Source organism: Clostridium sp. AM54-37XD (assembly GCF_003478225.1).
Lineage (GTDB): Bacteria > Bacillota > Clostridia > Lachnospirales > Lachnospiraceae > Coprococcus > Coprococcus ammoniilyticus.
The window spans coordinates 117,118-133,066 of sequence record NZ_QUEV01000009.1 but is presented as its reverse complement, the minus strand read 5'-3'; the positions used below and the strand labels follow the sequence as shown (position 1 = coordinate 133,066).

Here is a 15,949-nt window from a genome sequence, read left to right as displayed (position 1 = left end):
TCGCAGGGATTATAACAACTTTCCTATGCGTCCATTAGGATGGAAATCTCCAAATCAGGTACTAAAGGATTATCTGGCATCTGTGTAACATATGTTTGACAAACCTACAAGAAGTTTTCATAAACATGTGTTCTTTTATTTATCATAAAAAAACAACTGTGAAAATCTCTCAACTCACAGTTGTCCTTTGAAACAAAATTATTGCCTGCTCTCATACACCTCCCACAATCTCTCCTGCTCCGCGCCAATCCTCAATATCTCCTGCAAATCCCTAGCCATAGCCTCAACATTAGCATCCATCTGTTCTACTGTTCCTGTCCTGTTACCAGCCTTAATCTCCCACTGGATTGTTTCTTTGCTATAATATTCCCTAGTCTCCACATTCATATATTCATACACCGAATATGAATATCCATTGCTTTTCTCTATGAATACCGGAGCTACTTTACCCTTAGAAGTTTTCCACCTCATAAGCCTTGGAAACCAGCATAATCCTTCTTTTATCAGTTCTTTAAATGTCTCCAGCAGCTTTCCTATTTCATAAAATATTCCTCTGAACGAGTTTCCTGCTTCTATAATCTTATCTGCTTCAACATGATTAGCATATTCTTCTATTGTCGGAGCGAATAATCTGAATGATGATACAAATGCATTGATCTTACCAAGCAATTCTACTGCTTCATTTGCCTTGTCCGTCACGCTTGCAATCTCTTGTCTTACCGATTGAAGTTCTGAACGCTTTTCATTAAGTCCCTTAGTCTGTCTACGCTCCAATTCCCTATAAGCAATTTGTGAAGCAAACAACTTAATATCCGCATCATTCACCTGTTCCTGTATCTGTTCCAAATGCTCCGTTTCCTGTGCTACTTTATATTCCGCAACTGTCAAATCATGATTGCGACCTTTCGACTTTTCTTTTATCTGTTTCCAAAACCAGTCATTCACTTCTTTATTCGCTACCTCCCTTAGCTCGTCCTGCAACACTTGCGAAAGCACTTCTTTTGTAAACACTTTCCTCTTTGATACCTGCTTGCTAAGTCCCTTTTTATATCCATCTGCTACTGGAACTCCCACTATATGCATATGAGGACTATCCTCGTCAAGATGAACTACTGCATTTGCCACAACAAATTGTGGAAGTTTCTTTATTAGTTCACCCAATATTATCTCATACGATAGCTTTATATATGACTTCATATCATCATACTGTTTCCAGAACTCCCTGTCACCTATCTGAATGATTATCTCTACCGCCATATCCTGCTCCTTACCAGCGACATGTTCAAAATAATCTTCTATCCGTCGGTCAGGTCGTGTCTGCTTTTTATTATATTCTTCTAATGCCTCATCGAATTCTTTGTGATATGTGTATCACTTCTGACCGCTGCCGGAGTTGATGAAAGAATCATTAGAAAAATAGTTGGTCACAAAGGACAGGGTGTAACAGAAATTGTGTATACCCATATTGACCTTCCATCTAAACTGGAAGCAATCAACTTGATATGAACGAAGGTGATCTGAATGAATAGAACGAAATACAAGAACCAGTTCAATGCAGACCATTATGAAAGAATCAATTTTTCAGTTCCAAAGGGAATGAAACAGGTCATCAAAGACCTTGCAGCGGGCAAAGGAATGTCCATGAATAAATATTTCCTGTTTTTGGTAAATAAAGATCAGGAAAGTATATTTGATAATATGCAGCTTGCAGAAAAATCCAGAGAAAAGATTTTGACCATCAAAGGGAACACCCATGATGGATATGATGTCATATTCAAAGATGGAAGAACAGTTCATTGCAAGACAAAACTGGACATCAGAAAATGTCTTGCACAAGACAACAAAAGTCTTGCACAAGACACCTTGTAGAGTGTTACTAGTGTGTTACTAGTACGTTACTAGTAATTAATTTCTGATGTGTTTTAGGGGTGTTTCTGCTCCTATACAAAATAAAGAAAGCCCGCAGAAATACTTGATTCCTGCGGGTTCTTGAAATATTGAATATAATTGTTCCTTATCTCTTTGAGAACTGTGGAGCACGACGAGCTGCCTTTAAGCCGTACTTCTTTCTTTCCTTCATACGAGGATCTCTTGTAAGGTATCCGGCCTTCTTGAGGATTGGTCTGTATTCTTCTGAATCAGCCTCAAGTAATGCTCTTGAAATACCATGTCTGATAGCACCGGCCTGACCTGTGAAGCCGCCGCCCTTTACGTTAACCATAACGTCGAACTTACCATCTGTACCTGTAGCAACTAATGGCTGCTTAACGATAACTTTCAGTGTATCAAGTCCGAAGTACTCGTCCATATCTTTCTTGTTGATTGTGATCTTACCAGTACCTGGAGCGATATAAACTCTGGCGATACTGCTTTTTCTTCTTCCTGTTCCATAGAACTTAGTTGTTTTAGCCATTGATGATATCCTCCTTCTTAGTACTTAATCTCTAAAACTTCTGGCTTCTGAGCCTGCTGCTTATGATCAGGTCCAGCGTATACATAAAGCTTTGTAATCATGTCTCTTCCAAGTGGTCCCTTTGGAAGCATTCCCTTAACTGCTAAACGGATAACATCCTCTGGCTTCTTAGCCATCTTCTCTTTTAATGTAGTCTCTTTCATTCCGCCTACATAATCTGAGTGGTTGTAGTAGATCTTCTGATCCATCTTCTTACCAGTAACCTTGATCTTGTCTGCGTTTACTACTATTACATAATCACCTGTATCGATATGTGGTGTAAATGTTGGCTTATTCTTTCCTCTTAAAATGCTTGCTATCTCTGATGATAAGCGTCCTAAAGTATGTCCTGTAGCGTCAACTACATACCACTTTCTTTCTATTGTTGATGGGCTTGCCATAAAGCTCTTCATCGTGGTACCTCCTAAATTATTTTCTAAAATATTAATATGGTATATCCTCAAATACGTTGTTTACCGGGGCATTGGTTCACACCGTATCTTTAAACTTCACACATTTGGACATTATACAATACTCATCCGTGTGTGTCAATAAACTTTCTTTATTTTTTCAGGCGTTTTTCTTTATTTTTCAGCATTCATCTGCCATTTCGCATTCAAATATGCTATCTGCGTCTGACCGCAAATCTTCCGTTCAGACCACGGCGGTATTTCATCATGAGAATTCTTTTGACAGATGCATTGATCCGTTTTTTCGATATCCGTTTTGTCTTGTAAGCCCGAAGCAATGCCTGATATGTTTCTTTATAATGCTCCGTGCAGAGAAGATCGTCTCCTGCCTGAACTGCTCTGACAGCACTCTCACCCTCACTTCCGGTAAAGCTCCGTACTCCTGCCATCGACAACGAATCCGTAACGATCACACCTTTAAATCCCATTGTATTTCTAATGTATTTGTTTACCTTCGGTGATATAGATGCCGGATTTTTAGAATCAAAACAATGTACAATATTATGGCTTACCATAATCATATCACATCCCGACCGGATTCCCGCCTGAAATGGCTTCAGATCACGTTTTTTAAAACTGTTATAACTTCGGTAATCATGAATCAGATTCGTATGCGTATCTCCATTATTTCCATAGCCCGGAAAATGTTTTAATGAGCTGATCATATCCTCCTGTTTCATGTTATTCACCACAAGATTGATATATCTGGAAGTATCCGCTGCATTTGTAGAAAAACTTCTATTATAAATGAAGTTACCCGAGTCATATGCAACATCAGCAACCGGTGCAAGATTTGTATTGATTCCAAGCTTTTTCAGAAATTTTGCTTTATTCTTCGTGTCTTTTACAATGCCATTCCATCCACCTGCAGAAAAAACCGCTCTCGGTGATGCATATGACGTGGATCGGAACTGGCGGTATCTGGATGCCCTTACAACAGTTCCGCCTTCTTCATCCACTGCAATCAACATCGGAATCTTTGACGCCTTTTGAATTCCATAAATTCTGTTTCGTAATGTATCAGGAGTACTGTTTGCAAAATCTTCCCCAAACAAAACATATCCGCCAAACTGATATTGCTTCTGGATATTTGCTGCATTTTTAGCAGGAGCCTTCACAAGGATCATCTGGGCTATCTTCTCCTCCCAGCTCATTTTCTTCATCCTGTCAGCTACACGTTGTTCTATATATTTGTCATTATCTTCATAATATCTGGCATGTACATCTGTGCCTGTGTCCGTACATATAATAGTCAGACATAAAAGCACACCCATACATATACAAACGATTCTTTTATTCATATCGGATCTCCACCAGTGTCAAGCCTTTCGCAACTGCGGTCGGTCCTGCCTTGCTCCGGTCTCTCGCTTCCAGGATCCCCTTCACCTGTTCAGGCTCCATCAGTCCGGTTCCGACCTGCATCAGAGTTCCTGCAATGATCCTTACCATGTTATATAAGAAACCATTTCCCGTGATCCTGATATGAACCATGTCATCCTCTTTCGTCACATTTACTGCATATATCGTCCGAACCGTCGTCTGTACTTGTGCGCCTGCCGAACAGAAGCTCTTAAAATCATGCTCACCAACCAGATAAGCAGCCGCCTGATTCATCCGCTCTATATCCATCGGATAATAGCAAAATGCCGCATATAACCGTTTTGACGGCAATTCAAACCGCCGATTCAATATATTATATTCATAAGTTTTCACTGTATCTGCATACCTTGGATGAAAGTCCGCATCCACCTCGCAGGATTCCTGAATCCGGATATCCTCCGGAAGCCGCTGATTTAATGCAAAGGAAAACTTATCCCCCGGTATCCGGGATTCAGTGTCAAATACTGCCACATTTCCACAGGCATGTACACCAGCATCTGTCCTGCTGGCTCCGATCACCTTGATATCTTCCTGCACCAGTTCGCTGATCGTCCGGTTTAGCACTTCCTCTATCGTTATTCCATTGTCCTGTACCTGCCAGCCATGATAGTTCGTACCATCATAGGCTACTATTAATTTTACTCGTTTCATTTTCCCGGTTTCCTGTTATAAAAATATCTTCATCAAAATCAATCCTACCACATATACCACCAGCAGACCATATGCAAATGCATCTTTTTTACTATATCTCAACGGTTTCATGCTGGTACGGCATTCGCTTCCGTGATAACATCTGGCGTCCATCGCATATGCCAGATCGGTTGCACGTCGGATCGCAGATGCAAATAACGGAATAAATATCTGGGTATAACTTCGTATCCGTTTGAAAATATTTCCATTTTCAAAATCGGCTCCACGCGAAAGCTGTGCTTTCATAATTTTGTCCAGTTCTTCCATAAGGGTCGGAATAAATCGAAGCGTGATTGAAAGCATCAATGCCATATCCGATACCGGAACACGAAAGATCTTCAGAAATCCAAACAGTTTCTCTAAACCTGCCGTGAGTGCCAATGGAAGCGTTGTATATGTCATGATCGATGAACCAATGATCAGATACACGAAACGAAATACTACAATTCCGGTCGTCTTTAAGCTGCCGGTCGTGATATGAAATCTCCAGATGCTGACCAGAACCCTTCCGTCACCATTAAACAGACTGAAAAATGCTGTAAATAATATAAATGCCAAGACAACCTTAAGTCCCCGGCAGATAAAAGATAACGGGACACGGCTTAATGCTACATACACAATAAGAAATGCTGTTGCAGCAAGAAAAGTCCACAAATCCCTGCACCAGAAGATCGTAACCGCATATACGATCGTGAGCACCAGTTTTGTTCTGGCATCCAGCTCGTGAATCGGTGATCTGGTATTATAATATTGTCCGATCGTAATGTCTCTTACCATGCTTCTTTCCTCTATATTATCTGATAACTATCCACTTTCTCATGCTGTGTTCATGTTTTTGAAATGTCACCATCAATCTCTATAGCTTCATTAATTTTATATCTCTTCTTATATATTCTTTAGCCCACTAAGTTCCTCAATCACGCCCGCCATGCTTCTTGCTGTGAGTCTTATCTCCGGCAGTAATGCCTCCCTGAACATCGCCATTTCCGGCATCTCCAAGCCCAGTTTTTCTACCATCTCCGGCGTTCCAAATGCCTGCTCTACAGCTCCATCATAGACCAGCTTTCCCTGTCCCATAACCAGAATACGATCTGCAATCTCATACACATCCTTCATGTCGTGTGATACGAAGATCACAGTTATATTCCGTTCTTCATGCAGCCTGTGGATCAGTGCAAATAATTCCCGTTTGGATTTCGGGTCCATGCCTGCAACCGGCTCATCGAGAATAAGAATCTCCGGCTTATATGCGAGGATTCCTGCAAGCGCTACTCTCTTCTTCTGTCCGCCTGAAAGGTCAAACGGAGAATATTCAAAATATTCCTCTGATATATTCACAAGTGCCAATGCTTCCCTTGCCGCCTGTTCTGCTTCTGCTTTCGACATGCCGAAGTTCAATGCGCCATACATTACATCCGCTAACACCGTACTTTCAAATAACTGATACTCCGGATACTGAAACACAAATCCAATCTTCTTCCGTAATTCTTTCAGATTCTTCGTCTTTCCTACATCAATTCCATCAACCTTAAGTGTTCCTCCCATCGGACGATAAATACCGTTTAGCATATATAACAGCGTACTTTTTCCAGAACCGGTCTGTCCTGCCACCGCAAGGATCTCTCCTTTTCTGATCTGAAATGACACCTGCTCTACCGCAGGAACCAGTACCGCACCATCCTTATAAGAATACTCCAGATTATCAGCCTCGACCAAGATATCTTTTTTTATCCCGGCATCCAATAACATACCATTGTGTTCTTCTCTATCCATGTTATTTCTATTATCAAGGATATCCTCATGTATTCCATCCTCATTTTTACTTGACGATATATCTTTCTGCGCCGAATTAAAATGTTCTGCTGCTTCTTGTCTGTTTACAAAAGATTTTCCATCACGCAAACATGCCTTTATCCTGTCCGCAGCATCCTGTACCGACAAAAGCCCCTCTTTTCTATCAACCAACGCACTTTTTGCGTCTTCGTCTGAATCTCTGACAAATTTCTTATCATCGGAATAATCTACTTTCAACTCATGCAACAGCTTATATGGCAATAAACTGTCAAGACCAAGCTGCTCTAACTTCTCTACCTGTGGATAAATCTCATATGGTGCGCCAATCAACTCTACATTTCCATCATCCATTACATAGATCTGATCTGCCCGAACCGTTTCCTCCATTCGATGTGTGATCATAATGACCGTGATGCCAAACTCCCGGTTCAAATGATATAAGGTATCAAGTATCTGTCTGCTTCCCACAGGATCGAGCATGGCAGTTGCTTCATCCATAACGATACATTCCGGTGACATGGCCATCACAGATGCGATTGCCAGTCTTTGCTTCTGTCCACCGCTTAGATGTGATACATTTCGTTCCAGATATGCCTCCATCCCTGTCAATCGAAGTACTTCGTTGATTCGCTCCCATATCTCCTCTGCCTGGAAGCCCAGATTTTCCAAACCAAATCCTACATCTTCCGCAACCGTATTTCCTACCATTTGGTTATCCGGATTCTGAAAGATCATCCCGACTGCACGACGGATGGCCAGCAGATCACCTTCCCGGCTCGTATCTAATACATCAGAATCTCCCTGTATCCATACCGTTCCCTGATTTGGTGCATATAAGCCATTCAGGTGTCTGGCAAATGTTGACTTTCCCGAACCGTTACGTCCAAGAACGGCAATGATCTGTCCCTTATGGGCATCAAAATCCATATCCTTCACAGCCCATTTTTCACCTGTAACATTTCCATCCTTGTCCTTGATATTAAATTTATGTCCAAGCTTTCTCACCTGAATAAAACTCATGTACACGCTCCTAGAAATAAAAAAGCTGCCAAATACACATACATGTACCTGACAGCCCTTATGTTTATAATTATACTAACTCAAGAATAACTTCCATTGCAGCATCGCCCTTACGCTGACCGATCTTGATGATTCTTGTGTAACCACCCTTGCGTCCTGCGTACTTTGTACCGTACTCATCGAATAACTTGCTTGTTAAATCAACTTTCTTTGTACCAGCTTTCTTTCCGGCAGCATCTGCAGGAACTTCAACAACCGGATATAATACCTTAAGCATTTCTCTTCTTGCATGAAGTCTTGAAGGCTGATCTTTCTTGATGGTCTTTTCTACTTCATCATATACAGTAACTTTCTTACCATCAACAACTTCCTTCACTCTCTTACCATCTTTATCTTTCTTAGCAACCTTAGCGGTAACGGTAACTTCATCATAGTTATCCTTTTCCTTAACTGCTAATGTGATAAGCTTCTCTGCAATCTTAACAACTTCCTTAGCTCTAGCTTCTGTTGTTCTGATTTTACCATGGTATAATAACTGTGTTACCTGGTTACGAAGTAATGCATTTCTCTGTGCGCTTGCTTTTCCAAGTTTTCTATACATTGCCATTTTATTTATCCTCCTTACCCTTGCGGGTCTTCACTGTGCTTACTATTATTCGGCTTGAGTGGTAAAAAGTATTATTCCTCACTGTCATTCAGTGATAAGCCTAATTCTTTCAGCTTAGCTAATACTTCATCTAATGACTTACGACCGAGGTTACGAACTTTCATCATATCCTCCGGGGTCTTATTGATCAATTCTTCAACTGTATTGATACCGGCTCTCTTTAAGCAGTTGTATGAACGAACTGATAATTCAAGCTCATCAATATTCATTTCCAGAACCTTTTCCTTCTCATCTGTTACGCTCTCAACCATTACATCAACGGATTTTGCGTTCTCAGACAGATCAACGAACAGGTTCAAATGTTCTACAAGGACTCTTGCAGCGAGGCTGACAGCCTCATCCGGTGCGATAGCACCATTTGTAAATACATCAAGTGTCAGCTTATCATAATCTGTAACCTGACCAACACGAGTATTCTGAACTGTAAGATTAACTCTCTCAACCGGTGTATATATAGAATCAATAGCGATGACATCAATCGGTGCATCTGCTTCTTTATTCTTATCAGAACCAACGTAGCCTCTGCCGTTGCCGATGGTGAGTTCCATCTCAAGTCTTGCATCCGGGCCACTAAGATTTGCAATTACAAGATCAGGATTGATGATCTCGATATCGCCGTCTACATGAATATCGGATGCTCTGACAACACAATCACCAGCTACATCGATATAAGCCTGCTTCGGCTCATTTGTTAATGAATTGTTCTTTATTACTAAAGACTTGATATTCATAACGATCTCAGTTACATCTTCCTTTACTCCGGGAATAGAACTGAACTCATGTAAAACACCTTTAATCTTAACGTGTGTTACTGCTGTACCAGGTAATGAAGAAAGCATAATTCTTCTTAATGAATTACCAAGGGTTGTACCATAGCCTCTCTCTAAAGGCTCTACTACAAACTTACCATACTTGTTATCATCTGAAATCTCAACTATCTCAATTTTTGGTTTCTCAAACTCAAACATTTAAGCCCCTCCTTTATGGGTAATTAACTGGTATACTCCAACTTTGCAAATATCATAAATATATTCTGCATCCAGACATCCACACGGGTAAACCCCGGATGGATGTACGGATGATCATATTTATTCTTATTACTTGGAATATAACTCGACAATAAGGGTCTCGTTTACAGGAACATCGATCTGCTCTCTGTTTGGCTTCTCAACTACTTCTCCACAAAGGTTTTCTCTGTCAGCGGTTAACCAACCTGGAACTAAATGTCCTTCTGTTGCAGCAATGATATCCTTATATCTCTGTAAGGATTTGCTCTTCTCTCTGATCTCGATCTTGTCTCCGGCCTTTACCTGGTATGAAGGAATGTTAACACTCTTTCCATTAACAAGTACATGCTTGTGATCTACAATCTGTCTTGCTTCTCTTCTTGTTCTTGCAAAACCTAATCTGAAGATAACATTATCAAGTCTTAACTCAAGTAATGTCATAAGGTTAGGACCTGTTAAGCCCTTCTGCTGCTCTGCCTTAGCGTAAAGGTTACGGAAAGGCTTCTCTAATACACCGTAAATGAACTTAGCCTTCTGCTTTTCACGAAGCTGTAAACCATACTCACTTACTTTTCTGTTTGCTCTTGTTGATTTTCTATTTGATTTCTTGTCAATTCCGAGATACATTGGCTCCATGCCTAAAGATCTGCATCTCTTAAGAACTGGGGTTCTATCTACTGCCATCTTACTCTGTACCTCCTAATTAGACTCTTCTTCTCTTTGGTGGACGACAACCATTATGTGGAACTGGTGTAACGTCTTTGATACTTACAACATCGATACCGCAAGCTGCGAGAGCACGGATAGCTGCTTCTCTACCTGAGCCTGGGCCTTTTACCATAACATCAACAGTCTTTAATCCGTAAGGAGCAGCAGCCTTTGCAGCTGTCTCAGCAGCCATCTGAGCAGCATATGGTGTTGACTTCTTAGAACCCTTGAATCCTAAACCGCCAGCACTTGCCCATGAAAGTGCATTACCTTCAGCGTCTGTTAATGTAACGATTGTATTATTGAAAGATGACTGAATATGAGCCTGTCCGTGCTGAACACTCTTTCTGACACGCTTCTTAGCCACTTTTTTAGTAACTTGCTTAGCCATTAACTCTTAAACCTCCTATGGTTTTCCAAATTTATACAAATGTACTTTATCTTCTGCCCGGTGCAGAAGATCTCTTATCTTCTACTATATATAAGAACAAATGAAAACAGTATTATTTTTTCTTGTTTGCTACTGTCTTCTTAGGTCCCTTACGTGTTCTTGCGTTTGTCTTTGTCTTCTGTCCACGAACAGGAAGTCCCTGTCTATGACGCTTACCACGGTAGCATGCAATTTCCTGTAAACGCTTGATGTTAAGCGCTACTTCTCTACGTAAATCTCCTTCAACAGTCTGTGTTGCATTGATTACTTCGCTGATTCTTCTTACTTCATCATCAGTTAAATCATTACAACGTGTGTCAGGATTAACATTTGCTTCCTTAAGGATACGCTGTGAAGATGTCAAACCTATACCATATACATAAGTAAGACCAATCTCAACACGCTTGTCTCTTGGTAAATCAACACCTGAAATACGAGCCATTCTAATTAACCTCCGTAAAAATTCTTCTGTCCGGCATATCGGATCTCGACATATCTCAACATAAAAATGCTGAGGTGAAATGCATATGTTTCCATCTCGCTGCCTGTTTTTTTATTTTTACTAGCATATAATGATTATGCTACAGCCGCTTTTAAAATTTACAACACATCCGTGTGTGTTGATACTTAAAAAACAAGATATCATATGGATGGGCTATCATCCGGATACCCAGTTTCTTTTTTTGATTAACCCTGACGCTGTTTGTGCTTTGGATTCTCGCAGATAACTCTAACGATACCCTTTCTCTTGATAACTTTGCACTTATCGCATATAGGTTTTACTGATGCTCTAACCTTCATTAGAAAATCTCCTTTCAAAAAAAGTCCGCTACGAATAAGCATTCTATCATTTTTCACAATAGAATGCAAGTCCCATTTTCTATTTTTTTCATATTAATGGGATTATTATGATAAATCACATCCTATAAAGGGAATATCTTTACAGGATGTTCATTACATACCTCTTTATATAGAAGAATTTATTTATCTCTCCAAACAATTCTTCCCTTTGTCAGGTCGTATGGTGATAATTCAATTGTTACCTTATCACCCGGAAGGATCTTGATATAATTCATTCTGAGCTTACCACTAATGTGTGCTAAAACCTTATGACCATTCTCGATCTCTACCTGAAACATTGCATTTGGTAACTTCTCGATTACTGTTCCTTCTACTTCAATTACGTCTGCCTTTGACATTTTTAATCCTCCTTAAAATCCTTGAGATTTTGAATTCATTTTTTATTTTCTATAATTCCAATCCTTCTGCCTGCGACAAGATGATCGGTTTGTCCTCTGTAATAAGGATCGTGTTCTCATAGTGTGCTGCATTGGAACCATCCACGGTTACGACAGTCCAGTCATCATCCAGCCAGTCTACTTCATAATCACCTGCTGTTATCATCGGTTCGATTGCGATCGTCATTCCCGGTTTCAGCTTTGGTCCTTTTTTGATCGTTTCAAAATTCGGTATTTCCGGATCCTCATGAAGATTTGCTCCAACACCATGTCCAACCAGATCTTCTACGATTCCATATCCAAATTTCAAAACATACTGCTCTACAGCCCTTCCGATATCTCGAATATGATTTCCCGGAACAGCAACCTTCATTGCTTCGAAAAAGCTCTGCTTTGTAACTGCAATCAGATGCTCATTTTCCGGCGAAATCTTTCCTACTCCATAAGTTCTTGCTGCATCGGAGTGATATCCTTCATAGATAACGCCTGCATCAAGACTTACTATGTCGCCCTCTTTCAGAAATCTTGTCTTTGATGGTATACCATGAACAACTTCCTCATTCACGGATACACAGATAGATGCCGGATAACCGTTATAATTCAGGAAGGAAGGAATACAGCCATAGCTTCTGATCACTTCTTCACCAAGTTTATCGATCTCATAGGTTGTGATTCCCGGTTTGATCGCCTTCTTCAGCTCCTCATGTGTGAGAGCCAGAATTCTACCGGCTTCTTTCATCAATTCAATTTCTCTCTCAGATTTTATAGATATTGCCATTTTATTCACCTAAAATCTTAACGATTGCTGCAAATACATCATTCATATCCATTGTTCCATCAACTTCTTTCAGGATTCCTTTCTTAGCATAGAAATCGATCAATGGCTGTGTCTGCTCATGATATACTTTCAGTCTGTTTAATACTGTTTCCGGCTGATCGTCATCTCTTAAGATAAGATCGGATGAACATACATCACATTTGCCTTCCACTTTTGTAGGGTTATATACAATATGATATGTTGCACCACAGCCAACGCATGCACGTCTTCCGGACATTCTGCGAACGATATTCTCATCCGGTACTTCTACGTTGATCGCATAGTCTACAGAATCACCGATTGCTGATAATGCTTTGTCAAGTGCCTCTGCCTGTGGAATAGTTCTTGGAAATCCATCAAGGATATATCCCTTTGCGCAGTCGTCTGCTTTGAATCTGTCAATTACCAGATCTACAACTAATTCATCCGGAACAAGAAGTCCCTTATCCATATATTCTTTTGCCTTTGCTCCGAGTTCTGTTCCGTTCTTGATGTTTGCTCTGAAAATATCTCCTGTTGAGATATGTGGTACTCCGTACTTCTCAGCGATCATTTTAGCCTGTGTACCTTTGCCTGCGCCTGGCGCACCTAACATAATTATCTTCATATATAACCTCCATTTTTTATTTTCCTGCGGGATACGTTCATTGCAATCCCTCCTGTTATCAGCCGTCCTCCAAATGAACAAGCCATAGATACTTATACTATAATACACGAATAGGAAGTGCACAAGTGTACACTCCCATTTTTCGTGTTTTTTATATCTGTATCTTACAATTAATCTAATAAGAATCCCTGATAATGTCTTACTAACATCTGTGATTCCAGACTCTTCATGGTTTCAATTACAACACCAACTACGATGATGATGGATGTTCCACCGAATGAAACATTTACACTGAAAAATCCGTTGAAGAACATAGGAATCATCGCAACGATCAAAAGACCAACTGCTCCGATAAATATAATATAGTTCAGTATTTTATTTAAATAGTCCTGGGTTGGCTTACCTGGTCGAATACCCGGTACAAAACCACCGCTCTTCTTCATGTTATTTGCAATCTCCATTGGATTGAAGGTAATTGCTGTATAGAAATACGCGAAGAAGAATACCAGTAAGATATATACTGCCAATCCAAGGAATCCCCAAGGATAGTTCGGATTAAACCAGTATGACTGGCTCATTCCCTGAAGGATCTTAGCACCGACACCGGATGGACTCTTTCCAAATAAACTCGTTATAATAGAAGGAATCGCCATCAGTGAAGAAGCGAAGATTACAGGAATAACGCCTGCTGTATTTACCTTAAGTGGAATGTTGGAGGACTGACCTCCCATCTGCTTTCTACCCTGAACTTTCTTTGCATACTGTACAGGAATCTTTCTTTCAGCTCCCTGAAGCATACATACAAGAATGGTTACACATACAACAATTGCAACAACCAGAAGCGCGATCAGACACATTCTGACTGCATCTTTGCCTTTGATGAACTGTGTGTAAATATTCTTGAAATCATTTGGCATGGTTGATACGATGTTGATCAACAGGATAATGGAAATACCATTTCCCACACCACGATCTGTTACACGTTCGCCAAGCCACATTACAAATGCACTACCACCTGTAAGGATAACGATCATTGAAAGCACTGTCCAGAAATTGTAGCTGTCCATGAATCCTTTTCTTCCGAAATTGATCGCAAGACCTGCACTTTCCAGAATTGCAAGACCAATCGTTAAGATACGGGTAATTGCTGTAATTTTCTTTCTTCCGTCTTCACCATCTTTCTGCATTTCTTCCAGAGCTGGAATTGCTATGGTAAGAAGCTGGATGATAATGGAAGATGTAATATATGGTGTTACGTTCAATGCAAATATTGACATCTGATCGAACGATCCTCCGGTGAATGAGCTGAACAGATTGAAGGAATCTCCAAGTGCGTTACTTAGATATTCTTTAATTGCATCTGCACGGATTCCCGGTACAGTAATCAGGCTTCCCAGCCTGACTACTATGAGAACAAAGAATGTGTATAATAATTTCTGTCTTAATTCCTTTACTTTGAATGCGTTGATAAAGGTTTTAAACATTATTAGATCACCTCTGCTTTTCCGCCAAGAGCTTCAATCTTCTCGGCTGCTGACTTTGAAAAAGCATTTGCCTTAACTGTAAGCTTCTTTGTTAACTCTCCATTTCCAAGAATCTTAACTCCATCACGTGGATTCTTTACGATACCGCATTCAACAAGTGTATCTACTGTAACCTCTGCTCCATCCTCGAAACGATCAAGAACTGAAACATTGATTGCAACGATATCTTTGTGATTGATACATGTAAATCCTCTCTTAGGGATTCTTCTATATAAAGGCATCTGTCCGCCTTCAAATCCTGGTCTAGGTGATCCTGAACGTGCCTTCTGACCCTTATGGCCCTTACCTGCAGTCTTACCATTTCCTGAACCATGACCACGGCCTACTCTGAAATTAGTACTATGCTTAGAACCTTCTGCTGGCTTTAATGTTGATAAATTCACGACCTGCACCTCCTTCAAATATAATTAAATCTCTTCTACCTTTACTAAATAACTAACCTGCTTAACCATACCAAGAGTTGCAGCATTGTTAGGAAGTTCAACTGACTTGTTTACCTTCTTAAGACCTAATGCTTCTACAGTTCTCTTATGCTTTGGTACGCATCCGATTGGTGATTTTACTAAAGTAACTTTTAACTTATCTGCCATCTTATAATACCTCCTTAGTTAAGTATCTCATCAACAGATTTTCCACGAAGTCTTGCGATCTCTTCCGGAGTCTTGATCTCTGAAAGACCTTTGATTGTTGCAAGAACTACGTTCTGTTTGTTGTTTGATCCTAAGGATTTTGTACGGATATTCTTGTATCCAGCAAGCTCAAGTACGTTACGAGCAGGACCACCGGCGATAATACCAGTACCTTCTGGAGCTGACTTAAGCAATACTGTTGCACTACCAAATTCTCCGTTCCAATCATATGGGATACTTCCGTTTTCATTTACAGGAACTGTAACAAGGTGCTTAGCTGCATCTTCCTTACCCTTACGGATAGCTTCAGGAATTTCTACAGCCTTACCAACGCCTACGCCTACATGACCGTTTTTGTCACCAACAACTACAAGACATGCAAATCTAGAATTACGTCCGCCCTTAACAACCTTAGTTACACGTTTGATATCTACTACTTTATCTTCTAATTCTAATTTACTAGCATCAATTATTTCACGCTTCATATGTTGTTCTT

At 40.3% G+C, this 15,949-nt stretch carries 20 protein-coding genes and 1 pseudogene; 1 reads left to right on the top strand and 20 read right to left on the bottom strand.

The features are described 5' to 3' along the window. Positions 1 to 198: 198 nt before the first annotated feature. Positions 199 to 1,353: pseudogene (locus DXA07_RS09970) on the bottom strand (plasmid recombination protein); the annotation flags it as partial. A gap of 168 nt (positions 1,354 to 1,521) precedes the next feature. Here DXA07_RS09970 and DXA07_RS09960 point away from each other — a divergent pair. Further along, complete coding sequence (locus DXA07_RS09960) at positions 1,522 to 1,869, top strand: hypothetical protein (RefSeq protein ID WP_118484447.1); 348 nt, start codon at positions 1,522 to 1,524, stop codon at positions 1,867 to 1,869. A 145-nt stretch (positions 1,870 to 2,014) separates the two neighbouring features. Here DXA07_RS09960 and rpsI read toward each other — a convergent pair whose 3' ends face one another. The 19 genes from rpsI to rpsE all read right to left on the bottom strand — a co-directional run bounded on the left by rpsI (position 2,015) and on the right by rpsE (position 15,938). After that, positions 2,015 to 2,413, bottom strand: coding sequence for a 30S ribosomal protein S9 (gene rpsI / locus DXA07_RS09955; protein ID WP_008402708.1), 399 nt, complete (start codon positions 2,411 to 2,413; stop codon positions 2,015 to 2,017). A gap of 17 nt (positions 2,414 to 2,430) precedes the next feature. Continuing rightward, positions 2,431 to 2,865, bottom strand: coding sequence for a 50S ribosomal protein L13 (gene rplM, locus DXA07_RS09950; RefSeq protein ID WP_008402709.1), 435 nt, complete (start codon positions 2,863 to 2,865; stop codon positions 2,431 to 2,433). A gap of 212 nt (positions 2,866 to 3,077) precedes the next feature. Continuing rightward, positions 3,078 to 4,223: a glycoside hydrolase family 3 N-terminal domain-containing protein gene (locus tag DXA07_RS09945; RefSeq protein ID WP_118484445.1), complete on the bottom strand. Its 1,146-nt coding sequence runs from the start codon at positions 4,221 to 4,223 to the stop codon at positions 3,078 to 3,080. Next, positions 4,216 to 4,953 carry a tRNA pseudouridine(38-40) synthase TruA gene (gene truA, locus DXA07_RS09940; protein WP_118484443.1) on the bottom strand — a complete coding sequence of 246 codons (738 nt, stop codon included), beginning with the start codon at positions 4,951 to 4,953 and terminating at the stop codon, positions 4,216 to 4,218. Before truA ends, DXA07_RS09945 begins: the two co-directional genes overlap by 8 nt. A 15-nt stretch (positions 4,954 to 4,968) precedes the next feature. Further along, entirely contained in the window at positions 4,969 to 5,769 is an 801-nt protein-coding gene (locus DXA07_RS09935; protein WP_118484441.1) for an energy-coupling factor transporter transmembrane component T, read from the bottom strand. 108 nt (positions 5,770 to 5,877) lie between these two features. Beyond that, positions 5,878 to 7,806: an energy-coupling factor transporter ATPase gene (locus DXA07_RS09930; RefSeq protein WP_118484440.1), complete on the bottom strand. Its 1,929-nt coding sequence runs from the start codon at positions 7,804 to 7,806 to the stop codon at positions 5,878 to 5,880. Positions 7,807 to 7,876: 70 nt separating this feature from the next. Then, a complete protein-coding gene (locus DXA07_RS09925; protein ID WP_117807171.1) occupies positions 7,877 to 8,413 on the bottom strand; it encodes a bL17 family ribosomal protein in 537 nt (178 codons plus the stop codon). Between the two features lie 71 nt (positions 8,414 to 8,484). Beyond that, complete coding sequence (locus tag DXA07_RS09920) at positions 8,485 to 9,441, bottom strand: DNA-directed RNA polymerase subunit alpha (RefSeq protein WP_008402715.1); 957 nt, start codon at positions 9,439 to 9,441, stop codon at positions 8,485 to 8,487. Positions 9,442 to 9,570: 129 nt separating this feature from the next. Further along, the gene (gene rpsD / locus DXA07_RS09915; RefSeq protein WP_008402717.1) at positions 9,571 to 10,164 is read right to left on the bottom strand and encodes a 30S ribosomal protein S4; all 594 of its coding nucleotides are present in this window, start codon (positions 10,162 to 10,164) and stop codon (positions 9,571 to 9,573) included. Positions 10,165 to 10,183: 19 nt separating this feature from the next. Next, on the bottom strand, positions 10,184 to 10,579 hold the full coding sequence (rpsK, locus tag DXA07_RS09910) for a 30S ribosomal protein S11 (RefSeq protein WP_008402719.1): 396 nt from the start codon (positions 10,577 to 10,579) through the stop codon (positions 10,184 to 10,186). 112 nt (positions 10,580 to 10,691) lie between these two features. Continuing rightward, complete coding sequence (rpsM, locus tag DXA07_RS09905; protein ID WP_021944966.1) at positions 10,692 to 11,060, bottom strand: 30S ribosomal protein S13; 369 nt, start codon at positions 11,058 to 11,060, stop codon at positions 10,692 to 10,694. A 245-nt stretch (positions 11,061 to 11,305) separates the two neighbouring features. Beyond that, on the bottom strand, positions 11,306 to 11,419 hold the full coding sequence (rpmJ, locus tag DXA07_RS09900) for a 50S ribosomal protein L36 (protein WP_015533797.1): 114 nt from the start codon (positions 11,417 to 11,419) through the stop codon (positions 11,306 to 11,308). A gap of 179 nt (positions 11,420 to 11,598) precedes the next feature. Continuing rightward, positions 11,599 to 11,817 (bottom strand): translation initiation factor IF-1, encoded by a 219-nt coding sequence (infA, locus tag DXA07_RS09895; protein WP_008402721.1) that lies wholly within the window; start codon positions 11,815 to 11,817, stop codon positions 11,599 to 11,601. Between the two features lie 49 nt (positions 11,818 to 11,866). Then, complete coding sequence (map, locus tag DXA07_RS09890; protein ID WP_021944967.1) at positions 11,867 to 12,634, bottom strand: type I methionyl aminopeptidase; 768 nt, start codon at positions 12,632 to 12,634, stop codon at positions 11,867 to 11,869. 1 nt (position 12,635) lies between these two features. Next, positions 12,636 to 13,280, bottom strand: coding sequence for an adenylate kinase (locus DXA07_RS09885; RefSeq protein WP_021944968.1), 645 nt, complete (start codon positions 13,278 to 13,280; stop codon positions 12,636 to 12,638). 170 nt (positions 13,281 to 13,450) lie between these two features. Continuing rightward, the gene (gene secY / locus DXA07_RS09880; protein WP_117807170.1) at positions 13,451 to 14,764 is read right to left on the bottom strand and encodes a preprotein translocase subunit SecY; all 1,314 of its coding nucleotides are present in this window, start codon (positions 14,762 to 14,764) and stop codon (positions 13,451 to 13,453) included. A gap of 2 nt (positions 14,765 to 14,766) precedes the next feature. Then, positions 14,767 to 15,207: a 50S ribosomal protein L15 gene (gene rplO, locus DXA07_RS09875; RefSeq protein ID WP_117807169.1), complete on the bottom strand. Its 441-nt coding sequence runs from the start codon at positions 15,205 to 15,207 to the stop codon at positions 14,767 to 14,769. Between the two features lie 24 nt (positions 15,208 to 15,231). Then, complete coding sequence (gene rpmD / locus DXA07_RS09870; RefSeq protein ID WP_008402727.1) at positions 15,232 to 15,414, bottom strand: 50S ribosomal protein L30; 183 nt, start codon at positions 15,412 to 15,414, stop codon at positions 15,232 to 15,234. A 14-nt stretch (positions 15,415 to 15,428) separates the two neighbouring features. Beyond that, on the bottom strand, positions 15,429 to 15,938 hold the full coding sequence (gene rpsE / locus DXA07_RS09865) for a 30S ribosomal protein S5 (RefSeq protein ID WP_008402728.1): 510 nt from the start codon (positions 15,936 to 15,938) through the stop codon (positions 15,429 to 15,431). Positions 15,939 to 15,949 lie beyond the last annotated feature (11 nt).

Excerpts from the sequence above, each read along its gene's own strand:
- DXA07_RS09920 (WP_008402715.1), bottom strand. The coding sequence starts at position 9,441 with ATGTTTGAGTTTGAGAAACCAAAAATTGAGATAGTTGAGATTTCAGAT.
- DXA07_RS09885 (WP_021944968.1), bottom strand. The coding sequence starts at position 13,280 with ATGAAGATAATTATGTTAGGTGCGCCAGGCGCAGGCAAAGGTACACAG.
- DXA07_RS09945 (WP_118484445.1), bottom strand. The coding sequence starts at position 4,223 with ATGAATAAAAGAATCGTTTGTATATGTATGGGTGTGCTTTTATGTCTG.
- DXA07_RS09925 (WP_117807171.1), bottom strand. The coding sequence starts at position 8,413 with ATGGCAATGTATAGAAAACTTGGAAAAGCAAGCGCACAGAGAAATGCA.
- secY (WP_117807170.1), bottom strand. The coding sequence starts at position 14,764 with ATGTTTAAAACCTTTATCAACGCATTCAAAGTAAAGGAATTAAGACAG.
- rpsD (WP_008402717.1), bottom strand. The coding sequence starts at position 10,164 with ATGGCAGTAGATAGAACCCCAGTTCTTAAGAGATGCAGATCTTTAGGC.
- rpmJ (WP_015533797.1), bottom strand. The coding sequence starts at position 11,419 with ATGAAGGTTAGAGCATCAGTAAAACCTATATGCGATAAGTGCAAAGTT.
- rpsK (WP_008402719.1), bottom strand. The coding sequence starts at position 10,579 with ATGGCTAAGCAAGTTACTAAAAAAGTGGCTAAGAAGCGTGTCAGAAAG.
- truA (WP_118484443.1), bottom strand. The coding sequence starts at position 4,953 with ATGAAACGAGTAAAATTAATAGTAGCCTATGATGGTACGAACTATCAT.
- rpmD (WP_008402727.1), bottom strand. The coding sequence starts at position 15,414 with ATGGCAGATAAGTTAAAAGTTACTTTAGTAAAATCACCAATCGGATGC.
- map (WP_021944967.1), bottom strand. The coding sequence starts at position 12,634 with ATGGCAATATCTATAAAATCTGAGAGAGAAATTGAATTGATGAAAGAA.
- DXA07_RS09935 (WP_118484441.1), bottom strand. The coding sequence starts at position 5,769 with ATGGTAAGAGACATTACGATCGGACAATATTATAATACCAGATCACCG.
- DXA07_RS09960 (WP_118484447.1), top strand. The coding sequence starts at position 1,522 with ATGAATAGAACGAAATACAAGAACCAGTTCAATGCAGACCATTATGAA.
- rpsM (WP_021944966.1), bottom strand. The coding sequence starts at position 11,060 with ATGGCTCGTATTTCAGGTGTTGATTTACCAAGAGACAAGCGTGTTGAG.
- DXA07_RS09930 (WP_118484440.1), bottom strand. The coding sequence starts at position 7,806 with ATGAGTTTTATTCAGGTGAGAAAGCTTGGACATAAATTTAATATCAAG.
- rpsI (WP_008402708.1), bottom strand. The coding sequence starts at position 2,413 with ATGGCTAAAACAACTAAGTTCTATGGAACAGGAAGAAGAAAAAGCAGT.
- rpsE (WP_008402728.1), bottom strand. The coding sequence starts at position 15,938 with ATGAAGCGTGAAATAATTGATGCTAGTAAATTAGAATTAGAAGATAAA.
- infA (WP_008402721.1), bottom strand. The coding sequence starts at position 11,817 with ATGTCAAAGGCAGACGTAATTGAAGTAGAAGGAACAGTAATCGAGAAG.
- rplM (WP_008402709.1), bottom strand. The coding sequence starts at position 2,865 with ATGAAGAGCTTTATGGCAAGCCCATCAACAATAGAAAGAAAGTGGTAT.